15 protein-coding genes are annotated in these 16945 nt (G+C 40.2%); 11 read left to right on the forward strand and 4 right to left on the reverse strand.

Going from position 1 to position 16945, the window contains the following annotated elements:
- Positions 1 to 77 precede the first annotated feature (77 nt).
- The 5 genes from JGE69_RS10515 (at position 78) to recJ (ending at position 6391) form a co-directional block, all read left to right on the forward strand.
- Positions 78 to 875, forward strand: coding sequence for an MBL fold metallo-hydrolase (locus JGE69_RS10515; protein ID WP_017399839.1), 798 nt, complete (start codon positions 78 to 80; stop codon positions 873 to 875).
- Between the two features lie 194 nt (positions 876 to 1069).
- Complete coding sequence (gene guaB, locus JGE69_RS10520; RefSeq protein ID WP_002121951.1) at positions 1070 to 2536, forward strand: IMP dehydrogenase; 1467 nt, start codon at positions 1070 to 1072, stop codon at positions 2534 to 2536.
- Positions 2537 to 2685: 149 nt separating this feature from the next.
- Positions 2686 to 4023, forward strand: a complete 1338-nt coding sequence (gene glmM, locus JGE69_RS10525; RefSeq protein ID WP_064784700.1) for a phosphoglucosamine mutase — start codon at positions 2686 to 2688, stop codon at positions 4021 to 4023.
- Positions 4024 to 4033: 10 nt separating this feature from the next.
- Positions 4034 to 4690: a pyridoxamine 5'-phosphate oxidase gene (gene pdxH, locus JGE69_RS10530; protein WP_032004988.1), complete on the forward strand. Its 657-nt coding sequence runs from the start codon at positions 4034 to 4036 to the stop codon at positions 4688 to 4690.
- Complete coding sequence (gene recJ, locus JGE69_RS10535; protein WP_199113365.1) at positions 4691 to 6391, forward strand: single-stranded-DNA-specific exonuclease RecJ; 1701 nt, start codon at positions 4691 to 4693, stop codon at positions 6389 to 6391.
- Between the two features lie 46 nt (positions 6392 to 6437).
- Here recJ and JGE69_RS10540 read toward each other — a convergent pair whose 3' ends face one another.
- The gene (locus JGE69_RS10540; RefSeq protein WP_005078653.1) at positions 6438 to 7205 is read right to left on the reverse strand and encodes a putative porin; all 768 of its coding nucleotides are present in this window, start codon (positions 7203 to 7205) and stop codon (positions 6438 to 6440) included.
- Between the two features lie 392 nt (positions 7206 to 7597).
- On the opposite strand from JGE69_RS10540, the gene prfB reads away from it, so the two are divergent.
- From prfB to JGE69_RS10565, 5 genes are all read left to right on the forward strand, one after another.
- A protein-coding gene (gene prfB, locus JGE69_RS10545; RefSeq protein WP_099475557.1) for a peptide chain release factor 2 occupies positions 7598 to 8693 on the forward strand; the annotation gives its coding sequence in 2 pieces (ribosomal slippage) (positions 7598 to 7669 and positions 7671 to 8693; 1095 coding nt in all).
- A 221-nt stretch (positions 8694 to 8914) separates the two neighbouring features.
- Positions 8915 to 9217 (forward strand): ArsR/SmtB family transcription factor, encoded by a 303-nt coding sequence (locus JGE69_RS10550; RefSeq protein ID WP_002121891.1) that lies wholly within the window; start codon positions 8915 to 8917, stop codon positions 9215 to 9217.
- 28 nt (positions 9218 to 9245) lie between these two features.
- Complete coding sequence (locus JGE69_RS10555; protein ID WP_078219848.1) at positions 9246 to 10304, forward strand: alkene reductase; 1059 nt, start codon at positions 9246 to 9248, stop codon at positions 10302 to 10304.
- A gap of 141 nt (positions 10305 to 10445) precedes the next feature.
- Entirely contained in the window at positions 10446 to 11738 is a 1293-nt protein-coding gene (locus tag JGE69_RS10560; RefSeq protein WP_199113367.1) for a 3-deoxy-D-manno-octulosonic acid transferase, read from the forward strand.
- The gene (locus JGE69_RS10565) at positions 11735 to 12442 is read left to right on the forward strand and encodes a 16S rRNA (uracil(1498)-N(3))-methyltransferase (RefSeq protein ID WP_199113369.1); all 708 of its coding nucleotides are present in this window, start codon (positions 11735 to 11737) and stop codon (positions 12440 to 12442) included. The genes JGE69_RS10560 and JGE69_RS10565 overlap by 4 nt, the downstream gene beginning before the upstream one ends.
- Here the strand turns inward: JGE69_RS10565 and JGE69_RS10570 are convergent.
- Positions 12422 to 13402 carry a mechanosensitive ion channel family protein gene (locus tag JGE69_RS10570; protein ID WP_017402841.1) on the reverse strand — a complete coding sequence of 327 codons (981 nt, stop codon included), beginning with the start codon at positions 13400 to 13402 and terminating at the stop codon, positions 12422 to 12424. The two genes, JGE69_RS10565 and JGE69_RS10570, sit on opposite strands and share 21 nt — an antisense overlap.
- 113 nt (positions 13403 to 13515) lie before the next feature.
- Entirely contained in the window at positions 13516 to 14091 is a 576-nt protein-coding gene (locus JGE69_RS10575) for a DUF805 domain-containing protein (protein ID WP_199113371.1), read from the reverse strand.
- A 294-nt stretch (positions 14092 to 14385) separates the two neighbouring features.
- Here JGE69_RS10575 and acs point away from each other — a divergent pair, with 294 nt between their 5' ends.
- Positions 14386 to 16335 carry an acetate--CoA ligase gene (acs, locus tag JGE69_RS10580; RefSeq protein WP_199113373.1) on the forward strand — a complete coding sequence of 650 codons (1950 nt, stop codon included), beginning with the start codon at positions 14386 to 14388 and terminating at the stop codon, positions 16333 to 16335.
- A 42-nt stretch (positions 16336 to 16377) separates the two neighbouring features.
- Here acs and JGE69_RS10585 read toward each other — a convergent pair whose 3' ends face one another.
- Positions 16378 to 16920, reverse strand: coding sequence for a cysteine hydrolase family protein (locus JGE69_RS10585; protein ID WP_002121836.1), 543 nt, complete (start codon positions 16918 to 16920; stop codon positions 16378 to 16380).
- Positions 16921 to 16945 lie beyond the last annotated feature (25 nt).

Below are 16945 nucleotides of genomic sequence, written 5' to 3' on the forward strand. Positions count from 1 at the left end.
TGCAAGAGTTACTGAATCCCTTTATTTTATTATGGATATAAAAATATCTAATATTTAAAGTTTTTTTGGGGAATTGTATGGGGTTTGAAAAAACAACATCGCAGATATTATTTGATAATGGCGTACATAAATGTATTAGTTTTACCAGCTTGGTTAAAGGGGAAGGCATCCAAGCCAATCAATTTTTAATTATTGATCATGAACGCGCTGCTGTAATAGACCCAGGTGGCGATTTGACCTATGTTCCATTAACGATGGAATTAAATAAATATACACGTTTGAAAAATCTAGACTATGTGATGGCCTCGCATCAAGATCCGGACATTATTACTTCAATGCCACGCTGGCTGGTTTATACCGATGCTAAAGTCGTTGCATCAAAATTATGGGCACGTTTTTTACCGCACCTAAATTCCTCATTTATGAGTGAGCGTATGAAAGGGAATTGGGAAGATCGTCTTATTGAATTACCTGACCGCGGCCAAGTGATTACTCTAGGAGAATCCAAGCTTGTGGTAGTTCCCGCTCACTTCTTACATTCGGTGGGTAATTTTCAGTTTTATGATCCAGTTGCTAAGATTCTGTTTTCTGGCGATATGGGGGCCTCGATTGTTGAAGATGCTAATCAGCCTTTAAAAGATTTCGATACGCACGTCATGAAAATGAAGGCTTTTCACCAACGCTATATGTGTTCCAATAAAGTTATCCGTTTGTGGGTCAATATGGTGCGCCAGATGGATATTGAAATGATTGTGCCTCAGCATGGTAGTCCATTTATTGGTAAAGAAATGGTCAATCAGTTTTTGGACTGGATTGAGACCTTGCCATGCGGCGTAGATTTAATGACTGAGCAAATATTTAGCTGCCCTAGCTAAATATTATGCCTAATGATCAACCCAGATAAAATTCTGGGTTGCAAAAACCTCGATTAAAAAATAACGTTAAAACTATAATAAGTGGGAATTATTTGGAGAAGCTCTATATCTATTGCTGAAAAAGGCAAAGATAATATGAAAATTGCATTGAAATTTGTTTATAATAGCTCACGGAATTTACCAGTGAGATTGTTATGCTGACCATCGTTCAAGAAGCGCTAACCTTCGATGATGTCTTATTACTTCCTGCCTACTCTACTGTTCTCCCAAAAGATGTCTCTTTAAAGACACGTTTAACTCGCGGCATTCATTTAAATATCCCATTAGTTTCAGCTGCAATGGATACAGTGACTGAGTCACGTATGGCGATTGCTATGTCACAAAATGGTGGTATCGGGATTTTGCACAAAAACATGGATATTGCTGCTCAAGCTGCAGAAGTACGCCGTGTGAAAAAATTCGAAGCGGGTATGGTGAAAGACCCTATCACTGTAACGCCTGAAACTACAGTACGTGAACTCATCGCAATCACCAGCGCTAATAACATTAGCGGTGTACCTGTTGTTAAAGACGGCAAGGTTGTTGGTATTGTGACAGGCCGTGATACGCGTTTTGAAACCAATTTAGAACAACCTGTTAGCAACATCATGACAGGCCAAGATCGTTTAGTAACTGTACGTGAAGGCGAGTCTAAAGAAAATATTCAAGCATTATTGCAAAAACACCGTATTGAAAAAGTCTTAGTCGTTGGTGAGAGCAACGAACTTAAAGGCTTAATTACAGTAACTGACTTCCGCAAAGCTGAGAGCTATCCAAACAGTTGTAAAGATGATCTTGGTCGTTTACGTGTTGGTGCTGCGGTAGGTACTGGTGCTGATACACCAAGTCGTGTGGAAGCATTGGTTGAAGCTGGTGTTGACGTAATTGTTGTTGATACAGCACATGGTCACTCTGCTGGTGTAATTGAACGTGTACGTTGGGTGAAACAAAACTTCCCTCAAGTACAAGTGATTGGTGGCAACATTGCAACTGGTGATGCTGCATTAGCATTATTAGATGCAGGTGCAGATGCTGTAAAAGTAGGTATTGGTCCTGGTTCTATCTGTACAACACGTATTGTGGCAGGTATTGGTATGCCACAAATTTCTGCGATTGACAGCGTTGCTAGCGCACTAAAAGATCAAATTCCTTTAATTGCAGATGGCGGTATCCGCTTCTCTGGCGATATGGCAAAAGCGATCGGTGCGGGTGCAAGTACGATCATGGTTGGTTCATTACTTGCAGGTACTGAAGAAGCGCCGGGCGAAGTTGAGTTTTTCCAAGGTCGTTACTACAAAGCATATCGTGGTATGGGTTCATTAGGTGCAATGGCGGGAGCAACTGGTTCTGCTGACCGTTATTTCCAAGATTCAAAAGCGGGTGCTGAGAAGTTAGTACCAGAAGGAATCGAAGGCCGTGTTCCATATAAAGGCCCAATGGGTAACATCGTTCATCAAATGATGGGTGGTTTACGTTCATCGATGGGTTATACAGGTTCAGCTGTGATTGAAGATCTTCGCCAAAATGCGAAATTTGTGAAAATTACTTCAGCAGGCATGTCTGAGTCACATGTTCATGATGTAACGATTACTAAAGAAGCTCCAAACTATCGTGTTGGTTAGATTTTCGTAACCAAAACAATGAAGAAAGCCGTCATTACACTGACGGCTTTTTGTTTTTGGTGTAAAGTAAATCTGACGAAAAGAGATATGGCGGAATTGCCATATATGAAGTAAGCCACGGCTGAAGTGGCGTAAAAATGAGATAAGCTATGAGTTATTTTGGAACGGATGGTATTCGTGGAAAATTTGGGCAAATGCCTATTACTCCAGAGTTTGCTTTAAAACTCGGTTTTGCTGCAGGGAAGGTATTAAAACGAACGAGTCCAAAAAATAAGCCACTTGTTGTATTAGGAAAAGATACTCGTTTATCTGGTTATATTTTAGAGTCTGCTTTGCAGGCGGGGTTAAACGCTGCTGGCGTATATGTTCATTTACTTGGCCCATTACCAACCCCAGCAATTGCGCACCTTACTCGTGCTTTACATGCTCATGCAGGTATCGTGATTTCTGCATCACATAACCCATATTTTGATAATGGGATTAAATTTTTCTCAAGCGAAGGTAAAAAATTACCAGATGCTCTACAAGAAGAAATTAACCTCGAATTAGAAAAAGATTTGTTTATTGAGGACACAGCAAACTTAGGTAAAAGTGTTCGTGTAAATGATGCGAATGGTCGCTATATCGAATTTTGTAAATCTACTTTCCCTTACCACTTTGACTTAAATAATTTAAAGATTGTGTTGGACTGTGCTCATGGTGCGGCGTATAGCGTTGGTCCTTCGGTTTTCCGTGAGTTAGGGGCAAAAGTAGTTGCTTTATATAATGAGCCGGATGGTTTAAATATTAATGAAGGTTGTGGTTCAACACATCCTGAAAAACTACAAAAAGCTGTAGTTGAGCACGAAGCAGATTTAGGGATTGCCTTTGATGGTGATGCTGACCGTGTCGTGATGGTGGATAAGTTTGGTAACTTAATTGATGGTGACCATATCTTATATATTTTAGCGACTCAGGCTCAAAATAAGCCAGCAGGCGTAGTGGGTACTGTCATGAGTAACATGGCACTCGAAGTCGCACTTGAAAAAGCGAATGTTGGTTTTGTTCGGGCTAAGGTTGGTGACCGTTATGTATTACAAGCCCTAGAAGAAAATGGTTGGGTTACTGGTGGGGAACCATCTGGCCATATTCTAACTTTAGACAAGAGTACGACAGGTGATGCGATTATTGCAGCACTTCAAGTTTTAACCGTGATGGTCGAGCAGAACAAAGCGCTGCATGAGTTGGTTCAAGACTTTAAACTATTCCCACAAATTCTTGTGAATGTACGTTTAGAACAAATGCTTGATCCGTATTCTATCCCGGCATTGGTTTCTGAATTTGATAAAGCAGAAGCACAGCTCAAAGGGCGTGGACGAATCTTGATTCGTAAATCAGGAACAGAGCCTGTGATCCGAGTTATGGTCGAAGGTGATGATGAGCAAGAAGTGAATGCTTTAGCTCAGCATTTAGCAGATTCAGTTCGTTCACAAGCACAAGTCGCATAAGGTGCATGACATGAGTGATGTCATTAAAGATTTAAGTGAATTACGCTTAAGCTACGAGCAAGGAGAATTGCATGAGGGGCAAGTTGAATCTAGTCCTCATCAGCAGTTTCTTGGTTGGTTTAACCATGCTCTAGCAGCCAATTTGCATGAACCCTATGCAATGTCATTAGCGACAGCAAGTGCGAATGGCAGACCTCATGTTCGAACAGTTTTGTTACGTGGGGCTACAGAAGCTGGGTATGATTTTTATACTAACTACGACAGTCAGAAAGGTATCGATTTGGCAGAAAACCCATATGCCGAATTATTATTTTACTGGCCAAGTCTAGAGCGTCAGGTGCGAGTTGGTGGTCATGTAGTCAAAATTGCTGAGCAAGAGTCTACAGATTACTATCGTAAACGACCACGTGATAGCCAGATTGCAGCGCATATCAGTACGCCGCAAAGTGGTAAGATTGAAAGCCGAGAGCTGTTACAGCAACGTTTTCAAGACTTACAACAGCAAGTTACAAGTCGTGAAGTGCTTGATAAACCAGAGTTCTGGGGAGGCTATCGTTTGCAGCCAGATTATTATGAATTCTGGCAAGGGCGACCAAATCGTTTACATGACCGCTTGAGTTATGAAAAAATCGACGGTCAATGGACGCTGCACCGACTGATGCCTTAAATGACAAAAATACAAATCAAACAAAGACCTTTATTGACACGCCCTGAACAATTTCAGGGCGTGCCTCCGTTTATTGCCGAAATTTTGGCAAGGCGTGGAGTACAATCTGAACAGGAATTAGAGTTAAAGCTTAAGAATTTATTAGCTCCGCAGCTCAAGGGATTAGAAACTGCTGTGGCATTAATAGATCAAGCTATTGATGAGCAGAAAAAAATTGTTATTGTCGGTGACTACGATGCCGATGGCGCAACCAGCACAGCTTTAATGGTATTGGTGCTTCGCGATATGGGAGCACAAGTCGACTATTTGGTTCCAGACCGATTTAAATACGGTTATGGACTTACCCCCGCAATTGCAGAGCTTGCACATCAAACTTATCAACCCGATTTATTAATTACTGTCGATAATGGGATTTCCAGCCATGCTGGTGTTGAAGCGGCACATGCACTGGGCATGCAAGTGGTTATTACAGATCATCATTTAACGACCAAAGAAACACCACTTGCAGAAGCAGTTGTAAACCCAAATCAGTTAGGTTGTGAGTTCCCAAGTAAGGCGCTTGCAGGTGTTGGCGTTGCATTTTATGTGCTGGCCAATTTGGCAAGTTTACGTAACAAGCAAGGTAAAAGTACAAGTAAAGTCACTCAATATCTAGACTTGGTTGCTTTAGGAACATATGCGGATGTTGCTGTTCTAGATTATAACAACCGTATTTTGGTCGACGCAGGCGTAAAACGTATTCAACAACATCAATGCCGAGTAGGAATATTGGCGTTGCTAGATATTGCTGGCCGTGAGGCTTCATCTTTGCGTGCACAAGATTTAGGTTTTGTTTTAGGTCCGCGTATTAACGCTGCTGGACGCATGGAGAGCATGCGTATAGGCATTGAATGTTTATTAGCTGACACAATGGAATCTGCCTATCCAATCGCGAGACAGTTAAATCAATTAAATATAGAGCGTCGTCAAATCGAAGGGGAAATGAAGCAACAAGCCTTATCTGCTTTAGATGGCTTGCAGCTCTCAAAAGAAGACGTTCCTCCGGCTCTTGTACTTTTTGAAGAAAACTGGCATCAAGGCGTGATCGGGATTGTGGCAGGGCGTTTAAAAGAACAGTTTCATCGTCCCACTATTGTGTTTGCACCTGATGAAGATGGTATTCATATAAAAGGATCTGCACGTTCAATTGATGGAGTGCATATTCGAGATACGATTGAACAGGTTGCTGAACAACATCCAGAATTGGTGAGCCATTTTGGTGGGCATGCAGCAGCAGCGGGTTTAACCATACGTAAAGAAAACTTCGAAGCTTTTAAAACAGCGTTTACCAATTGTATTGCAGCAATGGAAGAATCTTTGTTTCAAGCAACGCTATGGACGGATGGAGAACTCCCTGCTTCGGCTTTGCAACTAAATACATTAGATTGGATAGAACAGTTGGGGCCTTGGGGACAAAAATTCCCTTTTCCTCAGTTTGAGGGGCATTTTAAAGTTGTTGATTATCGCTGGCTTAAAGAAACGCATTTGAAGCTTAAATTAGCACTCGACCAATACAGTTTTGATGCAATTGCTTTTAATGCAGCAGGCCGTTTTGAATTTGACCCAATGCGAGATTATGTACATTTAGTCTATGAAATAGATCGTAATGCATTTAATGGCAATGTGAATTTACAATTACGCATCGTACATTTAAACCAATAAAAAAATCCGCTCAATTGAGCGGATTTTTTTATGACTTTAGGCTTGATTAGAAGCGGTATGCTGCACGAACACCATAAGTGTTGTCGTTATCACCAAATCCAACACGGCCTTCAACACTTACTTGCTGATTTAAGAATTTTTTAGCATTGATACCAAATTCATCTTTATCAGTTAAGTCGTTGTTGTAGTAATCAGCACCAACACTTAAAGTTTTGTCGATGTAGTAGTCACCACGAACTTTATATTCGTCTAGGTCACCGAACGCACCGAACGCTTCAAGGTTTACGTCATGTTGACCTACTTGAGTTACGTATTTAGCACGAACTGTTGGATCAGCGCCGTCTTTACCGTCTTTTTCGTCGTAGCCTTTAACACCTAGAGCAAGTAATAAACCTGGAGCTGGTAAATAACCTACTTCAGCTGCATAAGTAGTTACTTTGCTGTCAATATTGGTGTTGTCGACTTCACGCTCATTTCGACCTACATCACCGCTAAGGTAGAAATCTGAGTTAGGAACGTAATATTCAACACCTACGCCATATTGAGTATCTTTTGTACCGCTGTTATCGCCATAGTTGATAAGGGCGTTAACGTTACTTGCACGGCTTAAGAAAGCTGCTTCAGCAAGTGGAGCGTTACGAGTTTGAACAGGATTAAAGTAATAAGTCCCGTCAACACCGAATTTACTTACGCTGCTACCGTTGTCTGGATCAAGATAATTGTAAGAACCACCAACTTCAGCTTGGTAAGCGTTTGCTGCGCCACTCACTGCGAGTGCAGATAAAAGAGCTGATGCAATTGCTAGTTTTTTCATGGAATCTCTCCCCTCTAAAAAGCGATTTTATAAATGTTTTGTTACAACTTTTAGTCTAGACGAAAAAGCTTTGTCGTCAATCTTGCGCAAGTAACCGTACTGTAACCGTGTGATATTTATGTAAAGTAATTTAATTTAAGATATTGATTTTAAAATATAAAAACATAATGTTTTATTTTATTAAAATTGAGGAGATTTTGTGTAGATCATAAAAAATGCTGTAAAAGTACCCAATTTTGTATGAGGATGTTACTAATTAATCTTAAAATGAACTAAAGGAAGTTTGGTAATTAAATGTGTGAAATATGAGGAGAAATACAAAGCAGGTTCGTAGATAACTGCAGCTATGCTAAAATAATTGACTGTTTATCTGCTCTTATGGGAACACTCGCGTGGAAATTAATCCTTATCTAAACCAATTGAAAGACTTAACTGATCGTAGCCAAACACTACGGGGGTATCTTTGACTACGATCTGAAAAAAGAACGTTTAGAAGAAGTTTTACGTGAGTTAGAAGATCCTGCAATCTGGAATGATCAAAGCCGTGCTCAGGCAATGGCGAAAGAAAAAGGCGAACTAGAAAACGTTATTAATGTATTGGATGGCTTATCTACACAGCTTGAAGATGCAAAAGCGATGTTAGATTTGGCTGTAGAAGCCGACGATGAAAGCCTGCTTGAAGATGTTCAGTCTGAGCTTGGGGCTGCCGAAGATGAACTGGCTAAACTTGAATTCCGTCGTATGTTTAGTAACCCAATGGACCCGAATCCTTGCTATGTAGAGATTCAATCAGGTTCAGGTGGTACGGAAGCACAAGATTGGGCGTCTATGCTTTTACGTATGTATATGCGCTGGATTGAACGTCATGGCTTTAAAGCAGAACTTATGGAAGTATCTGATGGTGACGTAGCTGGTATTAAATCAGCAACGATTCGTGTTGAAGGTGAATATGCCTACGGTTGGTTACGCACAGAGTCAGGTGTACACCGTTTAGTTCGTAAATCACCATTTGACAGTGGCAACCGCCGTCACACTTCATTCTCTGCGGTATTTATTTCACCAGAGGTTGATGACAATATTGAAATTGATATTAACCCTTCTGATGTTCGTACTGATACTTACCGTGCATCTGGTGCTGGTGGTCAGCATATTAACAAAACCGACTCGGCTGTGCGTTTGACTCACATCCCAACAGGTATTGTAGTAGCGTGTCAGAACCAGCGTTCGCAACATGCTAACCGTGACCACGCATGGAAACAGTTACGTGCACGTTTGTACGAATTGGAAATGCAAAAACGTAATGAAGCAGCGCAAGCTCTAGAAGACTCAAAGTCTGATATTGGTTGGGGAAGCCAAATTCGTTCATATGTATTAGATGATTCGCGTATTAAAGACTTACGTACGGGTGTTGAAAACTCTAATACAGGTGCTGTTCTTGATGGTGACCTTGATCGTTTTATCGAAGCGAGTTTAAAACAAGGTTTATAAGAGTCTGCTGAACTTTTAGTTTAAATACAGTTCATCTATGAATATGTAGAACTCTTGGATTTTTAGCGATTAAAACGGCAAAGCAGTTCAGCCTTCGAATGTTAATCGAAAAAATGCGATATGAATATCGAAAAAAATAGATATGAATATCGAAAAAATGCGATATTATGTTTTCGAAATGCTGAACAAAGCTTTGTTTGTTTAAAAGACGTGTTGAGCCTATGGATATTGATGCAATTAGCAAAGCCCTTTCCAACCCTCTACGTCGGCAAATTTTGCAATGGTTAAAAGAACCTGCACATTATTTACCGGTGGAAGAATGTGGTGGTAGTTTTGAGAAGGGTGTTTGTGCAGGTCATATTGAACGTTTGGGTAAAGTAGCTCAGTCTACAATGTCTAATCATTTGTCTGTGTTACAACAGGCGGGGCTTATTCAGGTCCAAAAATATGGTCAATGGTCTTATTTTTCACGTAACGAAGCTTTGATTCAGCAATATATCGAACATTTAAAACAAACACTTTAAATTATTAAAAGTGTAAGTCGAGGCGATTATGGCTGAACTCAATACTCCTTTAACGGTTGGTGATTTTGAAATCAAAAATCGATTGGTAATGGCTCCATTAACGCGTGCGCGTAGTGGTGAAAGCCGAGTGCCTAATGATTTAATGGTTGAATACTATCAACAACGTGCAAATGCCGGTCTAATTTTGACTGAAGCAACAGTAATTGGTTCAAAAACTGTGGGTTATGCAGACACCCCAGGGTTATGGTCACAAGAGCAGGCACAAGCTTGGAATAAAATTATTGAGGCAGTTCATGCTCAAGGTTCAAAAATTGTAGCTCAACTTTGGCATGTAGGCCGTATTTCGCATCCTGAACTTTTAGACGGTGATATTCCTGTTGCACCAAGTGCAATTCAACCTGCGGGTGAAGTGAGTTTATTACGTCCTAAACGTCCTTATGTAACACCGCGTGCACTTTCAATTGAAGAGATTCAAGAAGTTATTGCTCAATACAAACATTCAGCAGAACTGGCTAAAGCAGCAGGTTTTGATGGTGTTGAATTACACGCAGCAAATGGTTATTTAATTGACCAGTTCCTTCAAAGTAATACCAACCAACGTGATGATGAATACGGTGGTCCTGTTGAGAATCGTGCACGTTTATTATTAGAAGTCGTTGATGCATTTATTGAAGTATGGGGCGCTGGCCGAGTAGGTGTTCATATTGCACCGCGTGGTGATTCACACGATATGGGTGATGAAAACCCATTAGCAACTTTTGGTTATGTAGTTGAACAACTTAACCAACGTAATGTTGCTTTCATTTTCTCTCGTGAATATGAAGCTGCTGATAGTATTAGTCCTAAACTTCGCGAAAAATTTAATGGTGTATGGATTGCCAATGAGAACCTAACACCAGAATCAGCAAAACGTATCTTGCGTGAAGGTCAGGCAGATGCTGTATCTTTTGGTAAAGCATATATTGCTAACCCAGATCTTTTACAGCGTTTAGAAAAAGACTTGCCATTAAATGAACTTCAACCAACAACTTTATATGCTAAAGGCGCTGAAGGTTATACAGACTATCCAGCACTAGAAGCTTCATAATATCTTTGAAATTATGATTTGCTGAATTTAGTAAATCGCTTTTCTTGTAATGGTAGAGTTTAGGTATCGAAACTCTGCCATTTTTTCTATCTATGTTATATTTTCCCCAGTTTTAAACTTTGACTATTTGAGGCAAACCGCTTGGCGACCCCTTTTTGGTACAACACCGCACTCCATTTATTAAAACCTTTTTACCAATGGCGGATAAAAAGACGTGCAGAAAGCCAGGAATTATATAATCAGGAATGTCTTGAAAGATTTGGGCCGTTTGAGTCTCCGAAAAATGTAAGAGCAATTTGGTTCCACGCTGTTTCGGTTGGAGAAACCAATGCTGCGCAGCCTTTAATCGAGCATTATCTTAAACTCGGTCAACCTGTATTAGTTACTAATACAACAAAGACGGGGCAGGCGCGTGCCAAATCATTATTTTTAAAAGCACCTTATTTAGATCTATTTCAAGCAGTTTATTTGCCTGTTGATCAAAAGCATCTTTTAAAACAATTTTTTGAGTTATATCAGCCAAAGCTTTTAGCATTGGTTGAGACTGAGCTTTGGCCAAATTTAATTGATCAAGCCAAGCTAGAACAGGTTCCTTGTTTATTATTAAATGCGCGATTATCAGAAAAATCAGCAAAAGGTTATAGCCGCGTTTCAGGGCTAACTGCAGGAATGCTGAAACAAATTGACTGGGTGCTGGCACAAGATAATGCGACTCGACAACGTTATGTAGAACTTGGTTTAGATCAACAAAGAAGTCAGGTGGTTGGAAATATTAAATTTGATATTCACGCACCAGAAGCATTTATAAATCAGGCAGCAAAGCTATACCAGCTATGGTATTTGGGCCAACGAAAAGTACTGACAATTGCCAGTACACATGCACCCGAAGAACTACAAATTTTGCAAGCACTTCAGCCTTATTTAAGGTCAGATCCAGAGTTAGTTTGTATTGTGGTACCTCGACATCCTGAACGTTTCGACGAAGTCTTTGAAATTTGCCAAAACCTAGATTTAATTACTCATCGTAGAAGCTTGAACCAAAGTATTCATACGAGTACACAGGTTTATCTAGCCGATAGTATGGGGGAGCTTTGGTTATGGTACGCCCTAAGTCAGGTGTGTTTTGTGGGTGGATCACTTAATGAACCGGGCGGTGGGCATAATATTTTGGAGCCTATGGTTTTAAATGTACCGACCGTAATTGGACCTCGTTACTTTAATTTCCAAACCATTGTTGATGAATTTATTGATGAAAATGGGGTGCTCATTGCTCAAGACGCTGAGCAAGTTGTAGCAATCTGGAGGGCATGTTTAGCCGAGCCTGAAGAAGCAAAGCAGGTGGTAGAGCAGGCGCATAAAGTCTTACAACGTAACCAAGGTTCATTACAAAAGCATATTGGTGTAATTAACCGGTATTTGGCCGAAAAACCATGAATATCGTTTTACTAGAACCTGACGATGTTCAGTCAGATTTATGGTTAATCCGTTCAAAACGCCAATTGCAGCATTTACGTGAACATCTTGATATTACGGTGGGCCAAAATCTAAAAGTTGGTGTTCGTAATGGTGCACGCTATATCACTGAAATTGTTTCGATGAATGAGCAAGAAGTTTGTATACGGCCTATTACTGAAGAAGTTGTACCTGCAAAACTTCCAGTACATTTAATCGTAGCGTTACCAAGGCCCAAAGTTTTACGCCGTTTAATTATGGATAGTGTGACTCTAGGTGTTGAAAGAATTAGTTTGATTCACAGTTACCGCGTAGATAAAAGCTATTGGCAAACTCCATTTTTGCAACAACTTGATAACTATGTGGCTTTAGGACTTGAGCAAGCAGGCGACACCATTGCTCCTGAAATTCAATTATATAAACGCTTTAAACCTTTTGTTGAAGATGTTCTACCAAACTTAATTTCAAAGGAAAGGCCCGCTTATGTGGCACATCCTTATGCAGAGCAGAGCATGCCAGTTAATATTCCGCATGCGTGCAGTGTAGTCGTTGGACCCGAAGGTGGTTTCATTCCCTATGAAATTGATTTGCTCACAAAAAACGGCTGCCAAGCTGTGAGCTTAGGCAACCGTATTTTAAGAACTGAAACGTCTATTTCTTATATTTTAGGTCGTCTGTTTAGTTGATGCTTCTGGATTTAAAAGTGGCTGATTTGAAGCCATTTTTAATTCCTGAATTGGGTAAGGAATATTAATTCCGTTCTCATTGAAAGCTTGTTTTACTTGAGCTTGAATTGTGCTTGTAGATGAGGACATATCAGTTTCAGTGGTATCAACCCACCAACGTACAGTCAGGTTAACCGAGAAATCTGCTAAAGCTGTAACGTTAACCGAGAAAGCTGGCTGACTGAGTACATTTCGGTCATTATTAAGAATATCTAAAATAATCTGTTTAGCTTTTTGTTCATCGTCGTCATAGCCAATGCCGACTACAAACTCACAACGTCGTTGCTGATAAGCCGTATTTACAGTTAAAGCACTCGTATAAACAGTGGCATTTGGAATAACAATACGACGGCCATCTGGTGAACGTAAGAATGTTGCACGAATTTGAATATCTTCAACAGTTCCTTCAAGTGAATTGACCACGATGGAATCGCCAATACGGAACGGTTCGCTCAATAAAATCAAAATACCTGACAGCAAGTTTTGGAAAATATCTTTAAATGCGAAACCAATTGCGACCGAACCGATCCCTAATGCGCTCATAAGTTGTCCTGGGGTAAAACCCGGGATCATGATGACAAGTGCAATTAAGAATCCAAAAAATAAAATTGTCGTACTTCCTACACGGTTTAGAACCAACACTAGGTTTTGGCGCGTATAAGAGCGATTTTCTAAGGTTTTACGAACAAAGAACTTAAATAATTTGGTAAGTAGCCAAAAAATAATAAAAACGATAATCGCAATACAAATATAAGGCACACGTTCCCAGAAGCTATCCACGATTTTATCAATGGTGGTATAGGCATCATGATACTTTTCGGTATGGGCTAAAACCGTTTGAGTGGTTTTAGTACCTGCTTCTTGCAAAAGTTCGCCTGTATTTTTTGCAACATCCGTTAAGGATTTTTGTTCATCAGCCACAACAAGTCTCTATTTTAAAAAATTATGAAAGCGATGATCGGCCTTCATTATAGTAGGAGATAAAATGTGCGCCTACTATAATGAGTTCATCTAAATAATAAAGTGTTTTTTAATTAAAAGTATTCCGTTCCTTTTTGTAAGATTTGTGACGGGGTTTGAATAGTATCGGTGCCAGAGAAGTAGTAAAAAAAGCCTGCGGTAGAAATAAGGCTAATTAAAATAGCCAATAAAATAAACCAAGCCATTAACTTTTCTATGAACGTTGATGGTCGAGCTGGACCATATTGATTTGGACCTGCTGTACCTGAGGCAAGTAGTAAATAAATCATAAAAAAGAACTGAACAACTGGAATGAATAGTAGTAATCCCATCCAACCACTTTTATTTAGATCATGCAAACGTCGCACGACGAGAACAACATTTAAATAAATCAGGAATAGCCAAAAAGCCCATACCACCAAAGCACTGAGGCCAGAAAGAGAGCTATAAAACTCAAAATTAAATAAATTACTTGAAAGCTGAAAACCTCCAAGAAAGGAGGCCAGAATAAAATAACCCACGATTGTGACTAAATAAATCAGTCCATATCCACCTAAATAACTCATACGGTTAAAACGGCCATGAATTGAAAAAGGGCTATCTTTTAAAGGCAGCTGTGGTGGGCGTGAGGAAGTTGTTTGGGCAAACATATTATTTTATTCCTAGGTTGCATATGAGAGACAAAATAATCTTTGTTGATGATCAAAACCATCAAATATTGAAAAAATTATAAAAGTAAAAGCTATAGACAAATGTTTTAAATCAACTTAATTTTATAAAAATGTTCATAATTTCGTATGCTTGAGTAAGTGGTTAATATATGACCAAAGTCGCATTGTCTAGGCTTTGAAAGAGTCATCATACTGCAAAGGCATGCAAATAAGATCCAGTAAAATAATAGCCACAGTCTCGAGATGGGATGCACAAGATCAAGGAAGTTGCGTATGAATGAGATCTATCCAGTACCAGAGGAATTTAAAAAAACAGCTCGTACTGTTGAAGCAGACTACTTTAAACGTTATCAACACTCTATCGAGAACCCAGATGAATTCTGGGCAGAGCAAGCTAAAATTGTCGATTGGATAAAGCCATTTACCCAAGTTAAAAATACCAGTTTTGACAAAGACAATTTCAAAATTGAATGGTTTGCTGATGGTGAGTTGAACGTGTCAGCAAACTGCCTAGACAGGCATCTTAAAGAACATCCACATAAACCTGCAATTATTTGGGAAGGGGACCATCCTTCTCGTCATAAAATCGTTTCTTATAAAGAATTACACGATGAAGTCTGCCGTTTTGCCAACGTTTTAAAGAAATATGGCATTGGTAAAGGTGACCGCGTTGTACTGTATATGCCAATGGTGACAGAAGCTGCAATTGCCATGTTAGCTTGTGCCCGTATTGGTGCTGTTCACTGTGTGGTATTTGGTGGGTTCTCGCCAGATTCTTTAGCAAGTCGTATTGAAGACAGCCAAGCGAAACTCGTGATTACCGCGGACTCAAGTCTACGTGCCGGAAAACTATTACCACTCAAAGAAAATGTTGATTTGGCTTTAGCGTTGCCGGGTACTGAGTGTGTTGAAAATGTGATTGTGGTTTACCGTAATGCGAACCCGATTGAAATGAAGCCGGGCCGTGATTTGTGGTATCACCTTATTATTATGGAAGTGGATGCAGACTGTCCTCCAGAACCAATGAAGGCAGAAGATCCATTATTTATTCTCTATACCTCAGGCTCAACAGGTAAACCGAAAGGTGTGTTGCATACGACAGGTGGTTACTTAGTCTATGTTACAAGTACCTTTAAAGAGGTCTTCGATTTAAAACAAGATGATGTGTATTGGTGTACAGCCGATATCGGTTGGATTACAGGACATAGTTATCTAATTTATGGACCGCTAGCAAATGGTACCACGACCTTAATGTTTGAAGGCGTGCCTCAATACCCAACATGGGCACGTCTTGGTCACGTAGTCGATAAACACAAAGTTTCTATCTTATATACAGCTCCAACCGCGATTCGCGCCATGATGCGAGAGGGTGATTCGTTTGTACGCGAAAGTAACCGTAGTAGCTTGCGTTTACTCGGTTCGGTCGGTGAACCTATTAACCCTGAGGCTTGGAACTGGTACTACAATGTTGTTGGTGAAGGTCGCTGCCCGATTGTTGATACATGGTGGCAAACCGAAACAGGCGGTATTTTGATTGCTCCATTGCCGGGGGCAACAGCCTTAAAACCGGGTTCAGCAACACGTCCGTTATTTGGCGTCCAACCTGCCATTGTAGATGGTGAGGGTAATGAGCTAGAAGGTGCGGTTGAAGGTAACCTTGTGATTAAAGATTCATGGCCAGGCCAGATGCGTACCATTTGGGGTGATCCGGACCGCTTTATTGAAGCTTATTTCTCGACCTTTAAAAATACTTATTTTACAGGTGATGGTGCTCGCCGTGATGAAGATGGCTATTACTGGATCACAGGTCGTGTTGACGACGTCTTAAACGTTTCAGGTCATCGTCTGGGTACTGCTGAAATTGAAAGTGCTCTTGTTTCGCATGAATCAGTCGCAGAAGCAGCAGTGGTGGGCATGCCTCATGATATTAAAGGGCAAGGTATTTGTACTTTCGTGACCTTACAGGCAGGTGTCCCAGAGTCGGAAGAGCTGCGAAAAGAGTTAATCAACTGGGTACGTAAAGTGCTTGGACCTGTAGCTTCACCAGATGCGCTGCATTGGGCTCCAGCATTACCGAAAACCCGTTCGGGTAAAATCATGCGCCGTATTTTAAGAAAAATTGCAGCGAATGAATTAGATAGTTTAGGTGATACCTCAACCTTAGCTGAGCCTGCAGTGGTAGATCAGTTAATTGCAACGGTTTATCCTGATAAGCAAAACTAATTTAAAAAAAAGCCCCAATGGGGCTTTTTTATTGAGCCTTATTTAAGATTTCGCTAAAAAATCGGCAGTATTTTCTACATTTGCAAATGTACTCAGCGCAGTTAAAAAAGCAGTTTGTACGTCTTCAGCTTTTACAGTTTTTCCATCATGGCTTAAATCGCGAGTTGCGGTTGCATCTGCAATTAAGATGGGTTGATAGCCAAGTTCTTTGGCTGCACGAGTCCCTGAATCAATACACATATGCGTCATCATGCCTGTAATCACGAGTTGTTCAATTTGATGTGTTTTTAAAAGCTCATTTAAATTGGTTTCTAAAAAACTGTTTGGATAATGCTTTGTTACGATTAATGAATCACTGCCAGCACTGAGTTCAGGATGAAGTAAAACCCCATCTGTATTTTCTTGGAAGAAACTCGCTTGTGGCGGGTTAATATGCTGTACATAAATAATCGGTAAATTTTTCTCGTTAAAATATTGTTCAAGCTGCTTTATTTTATCGAGCGCTTGATCTGGCCCAACCAATTCCATTTTGCCATTTTTAAAATAATCATTTTGTACATCGATAACTAATAGAGCTTGTTTCATGAGGTCACTCTTGTTGATATGAGAT

It is taken from the genome of Acinetobacter sp. C13 (assembly GCF_016809775.1).
Taxonomy (GTDB): domain Bacteria; phylum Pseudomonadota; class Gammaproteobacteria; order Pseudomonadales; family Moraxellaceae; genus Acinetobacter; species Acinetobacter pittii.